The organism is Bradyrhizobium oligotrophicum S58 (assembly GCF_000344805.1).
Lineage (GTDB): Bacteria > Pseudomonadota > Alphaproteobacteria > Rhizobiales > Xanthobacteraceae > Bradyrhizobium > Bradyrhizobium oligotrophicum.
This window is the reverse complement of record NC_020453.1, coordinates 3,242,952-3,257,672: the sequence shown is the minus strand read 5'-3', so window position 1 is coordinate 3,257,672 and position 14,721 is coordinate 3,242,952. Positions and strand designations below refer to the sequence as shown.

Annotated in this window: 12 protein-coding genes; 4 read left to right on the top strand and 8 right to left on the bottom strand. The window is 65.9% G+C overall.

Annotated elements, in window-relative coordinates; genetic code table 11:
* Position 1 precedes the first annotated feature (1 nt).
* The 4 genes from S58_RS14170 to S58_RS14155 form a co-directional block, all read right to left on the bottom strand.
* Positions 2-1,012: a branched-chain amino acid ABC transporter permease gene (locus tag S58_RS14170; RefSeq protein ID WP_015666013.1), complete on the bottom strand. Its 1,011-nt coding sequence runs from the start codon at positions 1,010-1,012 to the stop codon at positions 2-4.
* 283 nt (positions 1,013-1,295) lie between these two features.
* Positions 1,296-2,120, bottom strand: coding sequence for an AraC family transcriptional regulator (locus tag S58_RS14165; protein ID WP_015666012.1), 825 nt, complete (start codon positions 2,118-2,120; stop codon positions 1,296-1,298).
* 123 nt (positions 2,121-2,243) lie between these two features.
* Positions 2,244-3,494 carry an ABC transporter substrate-binding protein gene (locus S58_RS14160; RefSeq protein WP_015666011.1) on the bottom strand — a complete coding sequence of 417 codons (1,251 nt, stop codon included), beginning with the start codon at positions 3,492-3,494 and terminating at the stop codon, positions 2,244-2,246.
* Positions 3,495-3,720: 226 nt separating this feature from the next.
* Positions 3,721-4,746 carry a LacI family DNA-binding transcriptional regulator gene (locus tag S58_RS14155; protein ID WP_015666010.1) on the bottom strand — a complete coding sequence of 342 codons (1,026 nt, stop codon included), beginning with the start codon at positions 4,744-4,746 and terminating at the stop codon, positions 3,721-3,723.
* Between the two features lie 224 nt (positions 4,747-4,970).
* On the opposite strand from S58_RS14155, the gene S58_RS14150 reads away from it, so the two are divergent.
* The 4 genes from S58_RS14150 (at position 4,971) to S58_RS14135 (ending at position 9,753) form a co-directional block, all read left to right on the top strand.
* Positions 4,971-6,107, top strand: coding sequence for a sugar ABC transporter substrate-binding protein (locus S58_RS14150; RefSeq protein ID WP_015666009.1), 1,137 nt, complete (start codon positions 4,971-4,973; stop codon positions 6,105-6,107).
* 150 nt (positions 6,108-6,257) lie between these two features.
* Positions 6,258-7,799, top strand: coding sequence for a sugar ABC transporter ATP-binding protein (locus S58_RS14145; RefSeq protein WP_015666008.1), 1,542 nt, complete (start codon positions 6,258-6,260; stop codon positions 7,797-7,799).
* Positions 7,796-8,776: an ABC transporter permease gene (locus S58_RS14140; RefSeq protein ID WP_015666007.1), complete on the top strand. Its 981-nt coding sequence runs from the start codon at positions 7,796-7,798 to the stop codon at positions 8,774-8,776. The genes S58_RS14145 and S58_RS14140 overlap by 4 nt, the downstream gene beginning before the upstream one ends.
* Positions 8,773-9,753 carry an ABC transporter permease gene (locus S58_RS14135; RefSeq protein ID WP_015666006.1) on the top strand — a complete coding sequence of 327 codons (981 nt, stop codon included), beginning with the start codon at positions 8,773-8,775 and terminating at the stop codon, positions 9,751-9,753. Before S58_RS14140 ends, S58_RS14135 begins: the two co-directional genes overlap by 4 nt.
* A gap of 76 nt (positions 9,754-9,829) precedes the next feature.
* On the opposite strand, the gene S58_RS14130 is transcribed toward S58_RS14135, so the two are convergent.
* From S58_RS14130 to S58_RS14115, 4 genes are read right to left on the bottom strand one after another with little or no spacing between them, the layout of a single operon-like run.
* Positions 9,830-11,338, bottom strand: a complete 1,509-nt coding sequence (locus S58_RS14130; RefSeq protein WP_015666005.1) for a glycerol-3-phosphate dehydrogenase — start codon at positions 11,336-11,338, stop codon at positions 9,830-9,832.
* Complete coding sequence (locus tag S58_RS14125) at positions 11,335-12,093, bottom strand: class II aldolase/adducin family protein (RefSeq protein ID WP_015666004.1); 759 nt, start codon at positions 12,091-12,093, stop codon at positions 11,335-11,337. Before S58_RS14125 ends, S58_RS14130 begins: the two co-directional genes overlap by 4 nt.
* Before the next feature lie 14 nt (positions 12,094-12,107).
* Positions 12,108-13,148, bottom strand: a complete 1,041-nt coding sequence (locus S58_RS14120; RefSeq protein WP_015666003.1) for a 2-hydroxyacid dehydrogenase — start codon at positions 13,146-13,148, stop codon at positions 12,108-12,110.
* Positions 13,141-14,721, bottom strand: coding sequence for an FGGY-family carbohydrate kinase (locus S58_RS14115; protein WP_015666002.1), 1,581 nt, complete (start codon positions 14,719-14,721; stop codon positions 13,141-13,143). Before S58_RS14115 ends, S58_RS14120 begins: the two co-directional genes overlap by 8 nt.

Genomic DNA, 14,721 nt, shown 5'->3' with positions numbered 1-14,721 from the left:
CTCAACGCCTCGCCAGCAGGCCCTGGGGCCGCAACGCCAGCACCAGCACCATGATCAGGAAGGTCACGACGATCGCGTAGGTCGGGATGTAGACCGAGCCGAGCTGTTCGGCGAGCCCGATGATCACGGCGCCGAGCGCGGCCCCCGGAATCGATCCCATGCCGCCGACGATGACGACCACGAGCGACGCCAGCAGAAACCGCGTGTCTTCGCCGGGCGAGAGCGACTGGAAAGTTCCGCCGACCACGCCAGCAATGCCGGCTAGGCCGGCGCCGAGCGCGAACACCAGCACAAACACCAGTTGGATCTGCACACCGGTGGCGGCGAGAATGTCGCGATCGTCGACGCCGGCGCGGACGATCATGCCGACCCGGGTGCGGTTGAGCGCGAGCCACATCGCGACGCCGATCACGACCGAGCCGCCGAAGATCACCAGCCGCACCGCCGGATATTGCAGGAACACCGCCTCGCCCGACGATTTCATCGCCGTCATCAGCGGCAGCTGCACCGGCCCGATCAGCCAGGCCGGAGTCTGCACCTGGTAGAAATCGCCGCCGAACGCCCACAGCATCAGGTCGGCGAACACGATCGAGAGGCCGATCGTCACCATGGTCTGGCGCAGGTCCTGCCCCTCCATCCGCCGGAACACCAGGACCTGCAGCAACACGCCGACGATGGCAACGACGACAAAGGCGGCGATGAAGGCGAGGACCCAGGAGCCGGTCGCCGTCGAGATGCCGTAGCCGACATAGCCGCCGAGCAGATACAACGAGCCATGCGCCAGATTGACGTTGCGCATCAGGCCGAAAATGAGCGTGAAGCCGCTCGCGACCAGGAAATACAGCCCGCCGAGCGTGATGCCGTTGAAGACCGCGTTGAGGAACACCTTCTTGCGGCCGATCGCTTCCTCGAGGCCGGCCGGCCACACCGCAAAGATCAACCAGACCAGGAGAGCCACGGCCAGCAGCACAACGAGAGACCAGACCGGATGGCGCTCGATGAAGCGGCTCACGCAGCGCCCCTCCGTCGAAAGACCGGGTGATTGTACGTCAACCCGCTTTGCTCGGGCTTCATGGTTCGAGGTGCGCCACCAGCGGCGTTGCAGCTGCCAGCGAACGGCAACGCTCCGTCACGTCCTCGGTGACTCGCATGCAGCCGAAGACAGCCGCGTCTGCCGGCCATCGCTCGTCCTCCCTCGTCGGATCCCTTGTCGGATCACGTTCCGCAGAGTGTAGCGGCAGACGAGAGCGCCTGTTTGATCGACAGTCTCTTTTCGCGCGACGCGCAGCAGCGCGTCAGGCGCGCAGCACTTTTGCAGCGCGGCGATAATCCGTCGGCGCCATGCCGACATTGCCGGCGAAGAACCGCGTGAAGCCGCTTTGCGAGGAGAAGCCGAGATCGAAGCCGATGTCGGCGATCGGCGACTCCGTCGCGACCAGCGCATCCAGCGCCCTCTCCATCAGCAGCGTATTGAGATAGAGGTTCGGCGTCACACCCGTCTGGCTGCGGAACAGGCGATAGAAATGCGGCCGCGACAGCCCTGACTCCTTCGCAATATGATCGAGTTCGATCTCGGCGCACGGGCTGTCCGACATCAGCTTGATGGACTTGCGAACACGAAAGTCCGTCACCTCGGCACATGGCCGCTCCGGCATCAGCTCCGGCACGCGCCAGCTTTCCTCGTAGCAGCTGTCGATCAGCTGCCGCAGCTCGCCATCGAGACAGCCGAGAGATGGCGCGCCACATACCAGCGCCGCAGTGCGGCGAATGCATCGGTCGAGCGTTGCGGTCCGCCGGAAACAGGTGCGACCAAACCGCAGGGTCTGGTCGCGCGCCGCCGGCGGCGCGAACCACTCCGCGTTGACGTAGAGCACGAAGAAAATCGCGCCGTTATCGACATCGTTGGGCAGGAAATTGTGCGGTTCCCACGGGTTGACCGCAACGATCCAGTTTTCGCCGATCTGATAGCGCTGGTCGCACACGTCGATGTCGGCCGGTGTTCCACCGACATGGAAGATCAGATGCCCCTCGCGGTGGGCATGCACGTTGAACGGCCGATTGAGCTGATAGACCGTCGCGCGACCGAAGCGAGCATGAAAGACGGCGAGCGCCCTACTCATCACTTCCTCACCGAAACATCTTCTTGTTTGCTTTTCAGCGTCGATCATTGCTTCACAGAAAGCAAGAGACGCGACGACGCGGCCCGAGCCGGCTCGAGCCGCGCCGCTCTCTCTGCGGAAAGGTCAGTACTTCTTACATTCAGGCACCGTCCGGCTCGGCAGGCCGATCTTGGCGAAGGTCGCCGGCTCGTATCCCAGGGTCTGGTTGACGTCGGGGATCACCTTGACGACCTTGCTGAACAGCGCGCCCTTGCCGTCATCGACGACCTCGGTGACGAAGTTGGTGCCGATCGCCTGGCGGTTGGAGTCGAGCTTGATCTTGCCATTGGGCGCATCGATCTCGATCTTGGCCAGCGCTTCCTTGAGCTTGGCCTGGTTGTTCGAGAGGTCGCCATTGACCTCACGAAGCGCCAGGATCAGCGCCATGGTCGAGCCGTAGTAGTTGGTGGCGAGCAGCGACGGGCTCGGGAAGCGCTTCTCCGGTGGGAACGCGTCCTGATAGGCCTTGACGAATTTCTGCCAGCGCGGATCCTCCCAGGTGTCGGCCTGGCCGGACGCGGCGATCGTTCCGATCAGGGCGTTCTTGGCGCTGCCCTTCGACGACAGGATGGTCTGATCGATCATGATCGAGCCGCCCATGAGGTGCGCCTTGCCGCCGGCCTGCTGATACTGATTGAGGAAATTGACGGCGTCGGCGCCGCCAAGGCCGAGATAGATCGCGTCGACATCGTCGGGGAGCGCCGCGATCACCGAGGCGAAATCCTTGGTTCCGAGCGGGACCCACTGCCGATTGGTGACCTTGCCACCGAGCCCACAGAACTCCAGCACCAGGCCGAACACCTGAGTGTAGATGAAGGAGTAGTCCTCGCCCACGGTCGCGATCTTGCGGTATCCCTTGGTCTCATAGGCGTATTTGCCGAGGCCGACCTGCCACTGAGCGCCATCCATGTTGTAGCGGAAGAAGTTCGGCGCGGGATCGACATAGGTCGTCTCCTGCGCGCCCGAGGCGGCGTTGACGAAGGTGAGCTCGGGATGCGTCTTGGCGAAATTCTTGACCGCGATGCCTTCGTCACCCGACAGCGGCGACAGCAGGATCTGGACCTTGTCCTGCTCGATCAGCTTGCGCACGGCGCGCACCGCAGAGTCCGGCGTGGCGTCGGTCGAAGCCACGACGAATTCCAGCTCCTTGTCGCCGATCTTCTTGCCGAGCACATTGAGCGCAGTGACATGACCGCGCATGCCGTCCTCGCCGAGCACCGTGTAGGTGCCCTCGAGCGTCGCGGTGACGCCGACCTTGATCTTCTCCTGGGCAGAGGCCGTGCCTGACAGCAGCAATGCCGTGAGCGCAGCGAACCCCACACTTCGCATGACCATCGAACTCCTCCCTTTGTCGTCAATCGCTGAGGCACCCGAATGTGTACCCGGCCAGTCGTTGCTGACCTTGTTTGATAGTGACCTCATGCGCACAGCGGTGCGTCGTGTACGGCCATGAGCCACGATCCGGGCGGACGCTATCCGAAGCCACAGGCTGCGCGAGCGCTGTCGTCACGCCGACCTTGACGGGCAGTCTCATTTTGCATGATGCGCCGCAACAGCGCAGCTAGGGCTCAACGATGCGAGGGCCCGTGCTGCCACGCGCGACGATCTCGAAGCCGAGGTCGATCTGCCTGCTCGCGGGCCGCTTGCCGGTCGCAATCGCCCGCAGCACCAGCTCCGACGCCACCCGGCCCATGTCGGCGCGCGGTGTCAGCACCGTCGACAGCGGCGGATTGCATGCCGCGGCGAATTCGAGATCGTTGAAGCCGATCAGGGAAATCCGGCCCGGGACGTCCAGTTGCGTCTGCTCGCACGCAAACAGCGCTCCGAGCGCGATGTTGTCGTCGCAGCAGAAGATCGCATCGGGCACTTCGGCGGCCAGCATGTCCAAGGTCAGCTTGCGCCCGAGCGAGATCGTCGCCTGCGCCGGCAGCGAGGCGACCAGCGACGAGCAGTCCAGACAGGCCTCAGCGAGCGCCGCGCGGTAACCCTCGAGGCGCGCCCTCGCCCGGTCGTCGCGCTGTCCGGAGAGATAGGCAATCCGCCGATGCCCGAGGTCCAGCAGGAAGCGGGTCGCGGCATAGCCGCCCTTGCGCTGCGACAAACCCACATTGAGATTGATCGGGTCATCGGTCAGCTCGAACGTCTGCACCACCGGAATTCGCGCCCGCGCCAGGACGCGGCGCGCGGCCCTGGTCTGGTTGACGCCGACCAGGATCAGCGCCTCGACGTTCTGACCGAGCAGCGCCTTGATCGCTGCTTCCTCCTCTTCCGCCGAGTAGCGGCTGCTCACGACCACCGGGCGAAAGCCGAGCGGCAGCAGGCTGTTGTAGATCGCCTGCAGATAGTCCGCGAAGATGCCGTTGGAGAGCGACGACACCACGACGCCGATCGCGTGCGTGCGTGCCGAGGCCAACCGGCTGGCGGCGAAATTCGGCACGTAGGCCAGCCTCTCGACCGCGGCATCGATCCGCTTGCGCAGCTCTGCCGAGACCATGTCGGGCCGACGCAGCGCCCGTGACACGGTGACAGCGCTGACATTGGCGATGCGCGCGACGTCCTCCAGCGTTGTGCGGCGCTTCTGAAACATGATCTGCGATGCACTGATCTCTGAGGTTCTGGCCCGGACCTCATTCTTGGCACGGCAATGGCCGCTTGGCAAAAGCCGGGCGACGGTAATTGACAGCGCTGTCATAGCTCAGTAACCCTTGGGCCGTCGGGACGACGAGCGATGCTCGAACAACCTCCGGAAACAAGTGAGGCGTCTCGCACATGCGTCAATCAGTGGCGCGACAACAACAGGGGAGGTCACGAATGTCGAAGTCGATGAGGGCGCGATGCCTTGCCACTTGCGCATCGCTGGTGCTGCTGTCGGCCTTCGCCGGCAAGGCGCTGGCAGAGCCCGAGACGGTCAAGGGCCCGGCGGCCGAGCCCGAATGCATGGTGCCATGGGCCGGCGACACCAAGTTCTTCAAATTCCCGGCCAAGAAAGGCCCCTACCGCGTCGCGTTGGCCAACGGCTACATCGCCAACACCTGGCGTATCCAGATGATCCAGACGGCGAAGGCCTATGCGGCGCAGCCCGAGGTCAAGGCCAAGCTGAAGGAGTTCAAGGTCGTTTCGACCGGCGAGGACGTCCCGGCTCAGATCTCGGCGATCAACAACTTCATCGATTCCGGCTATGACGCCATCGTCGTCAACGCGCAGAACCCGACCGCCTTCGGCCCGGTGATCAAGCGCGCCAAGCAGGCCGGCGTCGTGCTCGTCGCCTTCGACAACATTCTCGCGACCGAAGATGCCATCAACGTCAATGTCGACCAGAAGGGACTCGGCGAGCTCTGGGCGAAGTGGCTGGTCAAGAACGTCGCCGATGGCGGCAAGGTGCTCGAAGTGCGCGGCGTGGCCGGCACGTCGGTCGATACCGACCGCCACAACGGCTTCCACTCCGTTCTCAACGGCTCCGGCAAGAAGTGGCAGGTCACCGAGGTCGTCGGCAAATGGGACGATGGCGTCGCACAGAAGGCTACCGCGGACGCGATTGCGACCAACGGCCCATTCGATGCGATCTCCGGCCAGGGCGGCGACACCGGCATCGTGCAGGCCATGCTGGACGCCAAACACAAGATGGTGCCGTTCGGCGGCGAGACCGAGAACGGCTTCCGCAAGTTCTGCGCCGCCAAGGCGTCGGAAGGCCTGAAATGCTCCTCGGCCGGCACCGGTCCCGCGCAGGTCGCGGTCGCGATCAAGGTCGCGCTTGCGGCGCTCGAGGGCAAGGTGGTGCCGCAGTCGGTCAAGCTGCCGCTCGCCGTCGTCGAGGATCCGAACTTCAAGAAGGATCAGGACTACTTCCCGGCGCAGTCGGACAACTTCTTCGTGGGCAACTCCTTCCCGACCTGCGGCATCAACTTCACGGCGCAGGAGATCATGGGCCAGTCGAAGGAAAACCAATAGGCGGCAATAGGCGTCCCGATCCGCCGCGCGCCGAATTGCGCGGCGGATCGGATGCGGCAATTCGGGCGTGTCGCTCCGCACATCATCGTTGGTTCGTGAGCCCGTTCGCGGCGAGCACGTCCCTGTTGCAGAACCGCTGAGGGGATCAGCATGATCGCGGCAGAGCCGCTGTTTCGCGCGGAAGGACTGTCCAAGCGCTATGGCGGCGTCATTGCGCTCGACCGGGCCGACCTCGAAGTTCACCCCGGCCGCATCCACGCCATTCTCGGCGAGAACGGCGCCGGCAAGTCGACGCTGATCAAGCTGATGGTCGGCGTGGTCGCGCCGGACGAAGGACGCATGACGCTGCAAGGCCGCGAGGTGGCCTTCGCGCGCCCGGCGGCCGCAACCGATGCCGGCGTCGTCTGCATCTTCCAGGAGCTGTCGCTGATCCCCGATCTGTCGGTCGCCGACAACATCATGATCTCTCATCCGCCGACGCGGCTTGGCATGATCGACCGGCGGCGCCAGCGCGCCATCGCCGAGCAGGCGCTGCATCGCGCCGGCGCCGGCGACATCCATCCGCGTGCGCTGGTGAAGGACCTGCCGCTGTCGCGCCGGCAGATGGTCGAAATCGCCAAAGCGCTGGCGCGGCGGCCGAAGATCCTGATCCTCGACGAGGCAACATCGGCGCTGACGGCCTCCGACGTCAGCAAGGTGTTCGAGGTGCTGAAGCGGCTGCGGACCGAAGGACTCGCGCTGCTCTACATCTCCCACCGCATGCACGAGATCGCCGAACTCGCCGACGAGTGCAGCGTATTCCGCAACGGCCGCAGGATCTCGACCTTCGCCGCCGGCACCAAGACGGATGCCGAAGTGATCGAACTCATGATCGGCCGCGAATACAAGCATGCCTTTCCCGACAAGCCGGTCCGCAAGAGTAACGGCCGGCCGCCGGCGCTGCAATGCAAGCGGCTCGGCTGGGGCGATCGGCTGAAGGACATCTCGTTCTCGCTGCACGCCGGAGAGATCATCGGCCTCGGCGGCCTCGACGGCCAGGGCCAGCGCGAGCTGCTGCTGGCGCTGTTCGGCGTGCTCAGAGACTGCCGCGGCGACATCCTGATCGACGGCGACACCGTGAAGATCGACAGCCCGGTCGCTGCCAAGTCGGACCACATCGGCCTCGCGCTGATCCCGGAGGATCGCAAGACCGAGGGTCTGATGCTGCCGATGTCGGTGCGCGACAATCTCTCGGCGGCCGCGTTCGACCGCTTCGCGACGTTCGGCATCATCGACCGGCAACGGCAGTCGGCGCTGATCGACGAGATGATCCGCCTGATCGAGATCAAGACCGCCTCCCCCGACCTCCCCGTCAGCGCGCTGTCCGGCGGCAACCAGCAGAAGGTCGTGATCGCGAAATGGCTGATGAACAGGCCGCGCATCATCCTGCTGAACGATCCGACGCGCGGCATCGACGTCGGCACCAAGCAGGAGATCTATCGGCTGCTGCGCCGGCTCGCCGACGACGGCGCCGCGATCCTGCTCTACTCGACCGACTATGACGAGCTGATCGGCTGCTGTGACCGCGTGCTGGTGATGTATGATGGCGCGATCAGGCGCGAGCTCGCGGGCGCCGAGATCACCGAGCGCGCGCTGATCAGCAGCGCCCTCAACGTCGACGACCACGAACCGACGGAAGCGAGTGTGGGATGACCGAATGGCGGTTCTGGCTCGCTGAACAGCGCGGCACGTTGCTGGCGATCGGCATCTTCGTCGCGATGTTCCTGATCTATGCGACCAACCATCCGGCCGGCTTCAGCGCCAACATGGTGCAGACCGCCGCCAACAAGGCAACGCTCTTGGCCTTCGTCGCCATGGCGCAGGCGATCGTGGTGATCACCGCCGGCATTGATCTGTCGGTCGGCATGATCCTGACCCTGACCAATTGCCTCGCCTCCTGGATCGTGGTCGGCACCGCCACCGAGACCGCGCTCGGCGTCGCCGGCGTGCTCGGCACCGGCCTCGTCTGCGGCATGATCAACGGCGCGATCGTGATCTTCGGCCGGCTGCAGCCGATCGTGACCACGATCGCCACCGGCGCGATGTACTACGGCATTGCGCTGTTCCTGCGGCCCAATCCCGGCGGATCGGTCAACGAGACCTTGGCGGATGCCTTGACCGGGCGGCTGTTCGGCGTGCTGCCGACCAGCCTGGTGACGCTGACCCTCGTCGCGCTCCTGATCTGGGTGCCCTACAGCCGCTCGGTCGTCGGTCGGGCCGCGTTCGCGACCGGCTCCTCGGAGGTCGCAGCCTACATGTCCGGCGCGCCGGTCCGCGCCGCCAAGTTCGCCGCCTACACCTTGGCCGGCCTGTTGTCCGCGATCGGCGGCCTGTTCCTGACATTCTTCTCGTATACGGGCGAGGCGGCCTATGCGAGCGGCAACGCTTACACGCTGTTCTCGATCGCGGCCGTCGTGCTCGGCGGCGTCTCGCTGATGGGCGGCCGCGGCAGCGCGATCGGCGCGATCTTCGGCGCGCTCGCCTTCCGCACCATCGGCGACCTGCTGTTCGTGTTCGACTTCGATCCGCTGTGGCAGCCGCTGTTCCAGGGGCTCGTGCTCATGCTCGCGGTCTCGATCGGCGCGTTCGGGCTGGTTCGTGTGCGCAATCGGCTGGAGTGGTTCGGATGAGCGACGCAATGGCATCACAACAGGCCCATCGCGGCATTGCCATGCTGCGCCGGATCGACCCGGCGGTGGCGGCGTCGTTCGGCTGCATCCTGCTGTTGCTGCTGGTGGGCAGCCTGTATTCGCGCAGCTTCCTGTCGCCGGACTACCTGCTGCAACAGCTGAAGGTCGCGAGCTTCCTCGGCGTAATCGCCACCGGCATGATGCTGGTGATCCTGCTCGGGCAGATCGATCTGTCCGTGCCATGGGTGGTCACCACGGGCGCGATGATGGCGTGCGCGGTCGCTTCGCATGGCACGGCCGGCGTCATCCTCGCGATTCCCTGCGGCATCCTCTGTGGGGCGGCCATCGGCTTCCTCAACGGCATCGGCGTCGCCTATTTGCGCATTCCCTCGATGATCATCACGCTGGCGACCAATGCGGTCGCCCAGGGGCTGATGGTGGCCTACACCGGCGGCTTCTCACCGCAGGATTCCGCGTCCAAGGCGATGCGCTATCTCGCCACCGGCAATGTCGTTCCCGGCCTTCCGAATGCGGTGCTGGTCTGGGCGATCATCGGTGCAGCAGCGATCTGGCTGCTGTCGCGCACGACCTTCGGCCGCGCCATCTACGCCATCGGCAATCGCGAGCGGGCCGCCTACCTCTCCGGAATCGACACACGCCGCGTCACGATGCTGGCCTTCGCGCTGTCGGGCGCCCTCTCCGCCTTCGGCGGCGTGCTGCTCGCGGGCTATGCGTCGAAAGCCGCGCAGTCGATGGGCGACGCCTATCTGCTGCCCTCGATCGCAGCCGTCGTGCTCGGCGGCACCCACATCCTCGGCGGCCGCGGCAGCTATCTCGGCACGGTCGCCGGCGTCGTGCTGATCACGCTGCTGCAGTCGATCCTGTCGGTGATGCAGATCAGCGAGGCTGGCCGCCAGTTGATCTACGGCGCGGTGATCATCCTGATGCTGCTGATCTACGGCCGCCAGAAGGTGTGACGAGCGAAACCTGGCGCGGATGCAGCGGGCCGGCGGGTCCGAACTGCCTCTCGCGCTGCGAATACGCCGGACCTGGTCAGAGCTGCGCCTCGAACGTCTCGCGCTCGGCGCGGGTCAGATGCAGGCCATGCTTGGTGCGCCGTTCCAGGACGTCGGCTGCGGTCGAAGCCCACTCGCGCTCGCGCAGGTAAGCAAGCTCGCGCTCATAGAAGGTGCCGCCGAAATGACGGCCGAGATCATCTGTGCTGCGGGCCGAGCCGAGCAGATCCCGCGCGCAGGTGCCGTAGAGCCGCGCATAATGCGTCACCGCCTGCTGCGGCAATGCCGGATATGCAGCAGCGAGGTCGGCGAGAAACTGCTCGAAGGACGAACCGAGGTTGCCGCCCGGAAGACAGGCGTCGGCCGTCCACGCCGGCGCCATCTGCGGAAACCACGGCGCGAGGCGCTCCAGCGCCTGCTCGGCGAGCCGGCGGAAGGTCGTGATCTTGCCGCCGAAGATCGACAGCAGCGGCGGCTGCTCGGGGGTGCCATGCACCTCGAACACGTAGTCGCGCGTGACAGCCGAGGGATTGTCGGCATTGTCGTCGTACAGCGGCCGCACGCCCGAGAAGGCATGGATGATGTCGGCCTTGCGAGGCGCAGCCCGGAAATAGCGATCGAGCACAGCCAGAAGATAGTCGATCTCGCCGCCATCGATCGCGACGTCTTCTGCGCGGCCATCATGCACGATGTCGGTCGTGCCGATCAGCGCCAGATCGGTCTCGTAGGGGTTGACGAAGATGACGCGACGGTCGGTGTTCTGCAGCAGATAGGCCTGCGAGCCGCTCCAGAACTTCGGCACCACCAGATGGCTGCCCTTCACCAGGCGCACATTGTGTGCTGAATTGAGCCCGGCGACGCCCTGCACGACGTCCTGCACCCATGGCCCGGCGGCATTGACCAGCGCCCGCGCACGAACGGTCTGCACCTCGCCATTCTCGCGGTGCATGTCCAGCAGCCACACACCGTCCTCTCGCCGCGCGCTCACGGCACGGGTGCGCGGCAGGATGACCGCGCCTTTGCGCGCGGCATCGACCAGATTGAGGATCACGAGCCTGGAATCGTCGACCCAGCAATCCGAATATTCGAAGCCGCGCCGGAATTCGGGGCGAAGCGGTGCGCCTTCCGGCTCATGCGCGAGATCGACGTTGCGGCTCGCCGGCAGCTGCTTGCGGCCGCCGAGATGGTCGTAGAGGAACAGCCCGGTGCGCACGAGCCAGGCGGGGCGCTGCTCCGGCGAATGCGGCAGCACGAAGCGCATCGGCCAGATGATGTGCGGCGCGGACGCCAGCAGCACCTCGCGCTCGATCAAAGCTTCACGGACCAGCCGGAACTCGTAGTACTCGAGATAGCGCAGGCCGCCATGGATCAGCTTGCCCGAGCGCGACGAGGTCCCTTCGGCAAAGTCATCCTTCTCGCACAACAGCACCTTCAGGCCGCGGCCGGCGGCATCACGGGCGATACCAGCGCCATTGATGCCGCCGCCGATCACGGCGAGGTCCAACAAGCCGTGACCGGATCCGCTGCGTGAGACCGTCGCGTTCATCGCTTGATGCTGCGCTTCTTCTCAGGCTTGCGACGCTCGGCGGCGGCACGCGTCTTCGTTGCCGCCTTGACAGGCTTGGCCGACTTGGTCGCCTTCGCTTTGGGCTCCTGCAGCCCGTAAGTCGAAAAGCCCTGCGCCGTCTCGGCGATCTCGGCGTCACCGAGGATGTGCGGCTGGCCGAGCGCGAGCGACAGATAGTACTGCTTCGCAATGGTCTCGAGCTCGACCGCGAGCCACATCGCCTTGTCGAGATTGGCACCCACCGCGATCATGCCATGATTGGCGAGCAGGCAGCCGTTGCGACCCTCGAGCGCGGCGAGCGCGAGCTCCGACAGCTCCGCTGTGCCGTAGCGCGCATAGCCGGCGCAGCGGACGTCATTGCCGCCGAACGCTGCCATCATGTAGTGGCAGGCCGGGATCGACTTGCGCGCGATCGCAAGCACGGTGGCGTAGGTCGAGTGGGTGTGCACGACACCACCGACATCGGCGCGCCCGCGCATGATGTCGAGATGAAAGCGCCATTCCGTCGAGGGCTTCAGCGGCCCGTCCCAGGATCCGTAGTCGCCCTCGAGCGGCATCGAGGCGATCATGTCCGGCTTCATCAAGTCATAGGGCGTGGCCGACGGCGTGATCAGCATGCGATCCTTGTAGCGGGCGGAGATGTTGCCCGAGGTGCCCTGGTTCAGGCCCGACGCGTTCATCCACCGGCATTTGGCGATGATGTTTTCGCGGAGCAGTCGTTCCTCGCGATTCATTGAAAAACCTTTCGTCAGCAGGGATTGAGCGGCGGCTCGCCGGCGAGATAGCGGCGAACCTCTTCGGCCGCCTGGTCGGCGGCAAAGGTGACGGTGCGCACGGAGGCGCCGGCGATGTGCGGCGTCAGCGTGACATTGGGCAGTTGCAACAGCGGCCAGTCCGGCGGCGCCGGTTCGACCGCGAACGTGTCGAGCATCGCGCCTGCAAGCCGCTGTGAGCTGAGCGCCTCGTACAGCGCGTCATAGTCCACCAGTGGACCGCGCGCCGTGTTGATCAGGATCGCGCCCGGCTTGATTTGCGCGAGCGCCTCGCGATCGATGAAGCCGGTGGTCTCCGCGGTCACGCGGGCATGCAGGCTGATGACGTCGGCACGCGCCAGCAGCTCGGCGAGCGCGACATGCTCGACGCCGTCATTGCGGTCCTGGGCACTGAGCTGGACGTAGGGATCGGTCACCAGGACCTTGCAGCCGAACGCCTTCAACAGCTTCACCACGCGGGTGCCGATCGCGCCATAGCCGACGATGCCGACCGTCATTTCGCCGAGCTCGCGCCCCGTGCGGTCGGCGCGGTAGAGATCGCCGCGCCAATCGCCGCCGCGCATGGATTCGTGACCGCTGCGAATGAGCCTGGTCTCCGCCAGCATCGCCCCGATGGTGAATTCGGCCACCGCGCTGGCGTTGCGGCCGGGCGTGTTGACCACCAGCACGCCGTGATCGCGCGCCGCCTGCATGTCGACATTGACCGGGCCGCCGCGCGACACCGCGATGAATTTCAGGCTCGGCAGCCGCTGCAGCATCGCCCGCGAGATCGGCGCCAGATGCGTCACCAGCAGGGGCGCCTCCCCGATGAACTCGGCCAGTTCGTCCGGGTCGCCCATGAACTCCTTCAGGCCGTCGAGCTTGGAGCCGGCATAACCGTGCTCCATCGGCTCATCCGGCCAGGGCTGCTCGAGCATGCGGATGTCGATGCCATCGCCGCAGGTGGCCGTGATGCGCTCGGCAAACACCGAGGGCAGCATGAAGCGGTCGCCGATGATGGCGATGGAGCTAGACATGATCGGCTCCTGCACGCTGTCTGGCGAGCTGCTTCCACACCGGCCGCGCGGCAAGACGCGCTTCGACATAGGTCGGGAACAGCTGCGCATATCGTTCCGCCAACGCGGCGTCCGGCGCCTGCGGCCCATCCAGATACGGTCTCACCCACTCCTCCGCGCAGTCCATCATGTTCGTGTAGAGTCCGGTGGCGACCGCCGCGATCATCGCGGCGCCCGACGCGCCGGCCTCCTCGCGACGGCAGACCCGAATGGTGCTGCCGAGCGCAGCGCCGATGATGGCGCCGAGCGCACGGCTGCGTGCCGCGCCTCCCGTCAGCCGTATCTCGTTCGGCAGCGATCCCATCGCCGCGTAGCAGTCACGTGCGGCGAAGGCCAGTCCCTCCATCACCGCCCGCATCAGATCCCAATAGCCGTGCCGGGTGCGCAGGCCGATCAGTTGCGCAGACGCTTCATGAGAGACAAAGGGGCCGCGTTCGCCGGCATCGGAGATGAAGGGGTGATATAGCAGCTCGCCCGGCCTCGCCGCCAGCACACGCTCGTCCAGGCGCTTGATCAGATCATTGCGCGACCGCGCGATGCCTTCCATCGCGAGCACGCCGCGCGCGACGTCGAGCAGCCAGTCGATGTTCAGGGTCGCGGCCATCGTCGACTGCATCTGTGCATATTGGCCCGGTACTGGGAACGGCATCGTGTAGCCGGTCGCCTCGGCGTTGAGCTTGACCGCATCGGCGCTGTTCACCAGCCGCATGTGCATGCCGGTCGAGCCGATGATGCTGCAGCCGACGTCGGGTGCGGGATCATACAGCCCACCGCCGAGCGCATTGCAGATCACGTCGACATAGCCGAGCGACACCGGCACGCCCTCGGGCAATCCGGTCTCTACCGCGGCACTTGCCGTCAACGGATGCGTCGTGGCAACGCCGTCGACGACATCAGGGAACAGGCGCATGGACTCCGCGATGCCGATCAGATCAGCGGCTTCGCCGTCGAAGCAACGCTTGCGGAAATCGCCGCAGGAGAACGACGCCTCCGACGGATCGGTGGCGCGCTGGCCTGTGAGCCTGAAATAGAGCCAGTCCTTGCAGTGGAACACCGTGCTGGCGCGCGCCAGCATGTCGGCGTCATGCGCCTGCAGCCAGGCCAGTTGCGGGCCCTGCTGGCAGGCGTTGAGGCCCGATCCGGTGCGTTGATAGTGCGCAGCGTTGCGCTCGCCAGCGCGGAAGGATTCGACCAAGCCCGCCGCACGCGAGTCCAGCCACAACAAGGCGGGCGCGACCGGACGGCCATCGGCATCGATCAGCCAGGTGCCATCGCCCTGCCCGGTCACGGCGATCGCGGCCACGCGCTGCGCCAGGTCCGGAAGCGCTGCGCCGAGCCCACGCAGAGCGGCCACGGTGTCGGTCCAGGTCCGCTCCATGTCCTGCTCGACGCGGCCGCCCGGCGCCGTGGTGTAGCTGTTGGGAATGGCGAAATCGCCCAGCTGGCGGCCATTGCGCGCGAACGCGACCGCCTTGATCACCGACGTCCCGGCGTCGATGCCGATGATCACATCGCGGGTCGCAGCGGCCGCCAT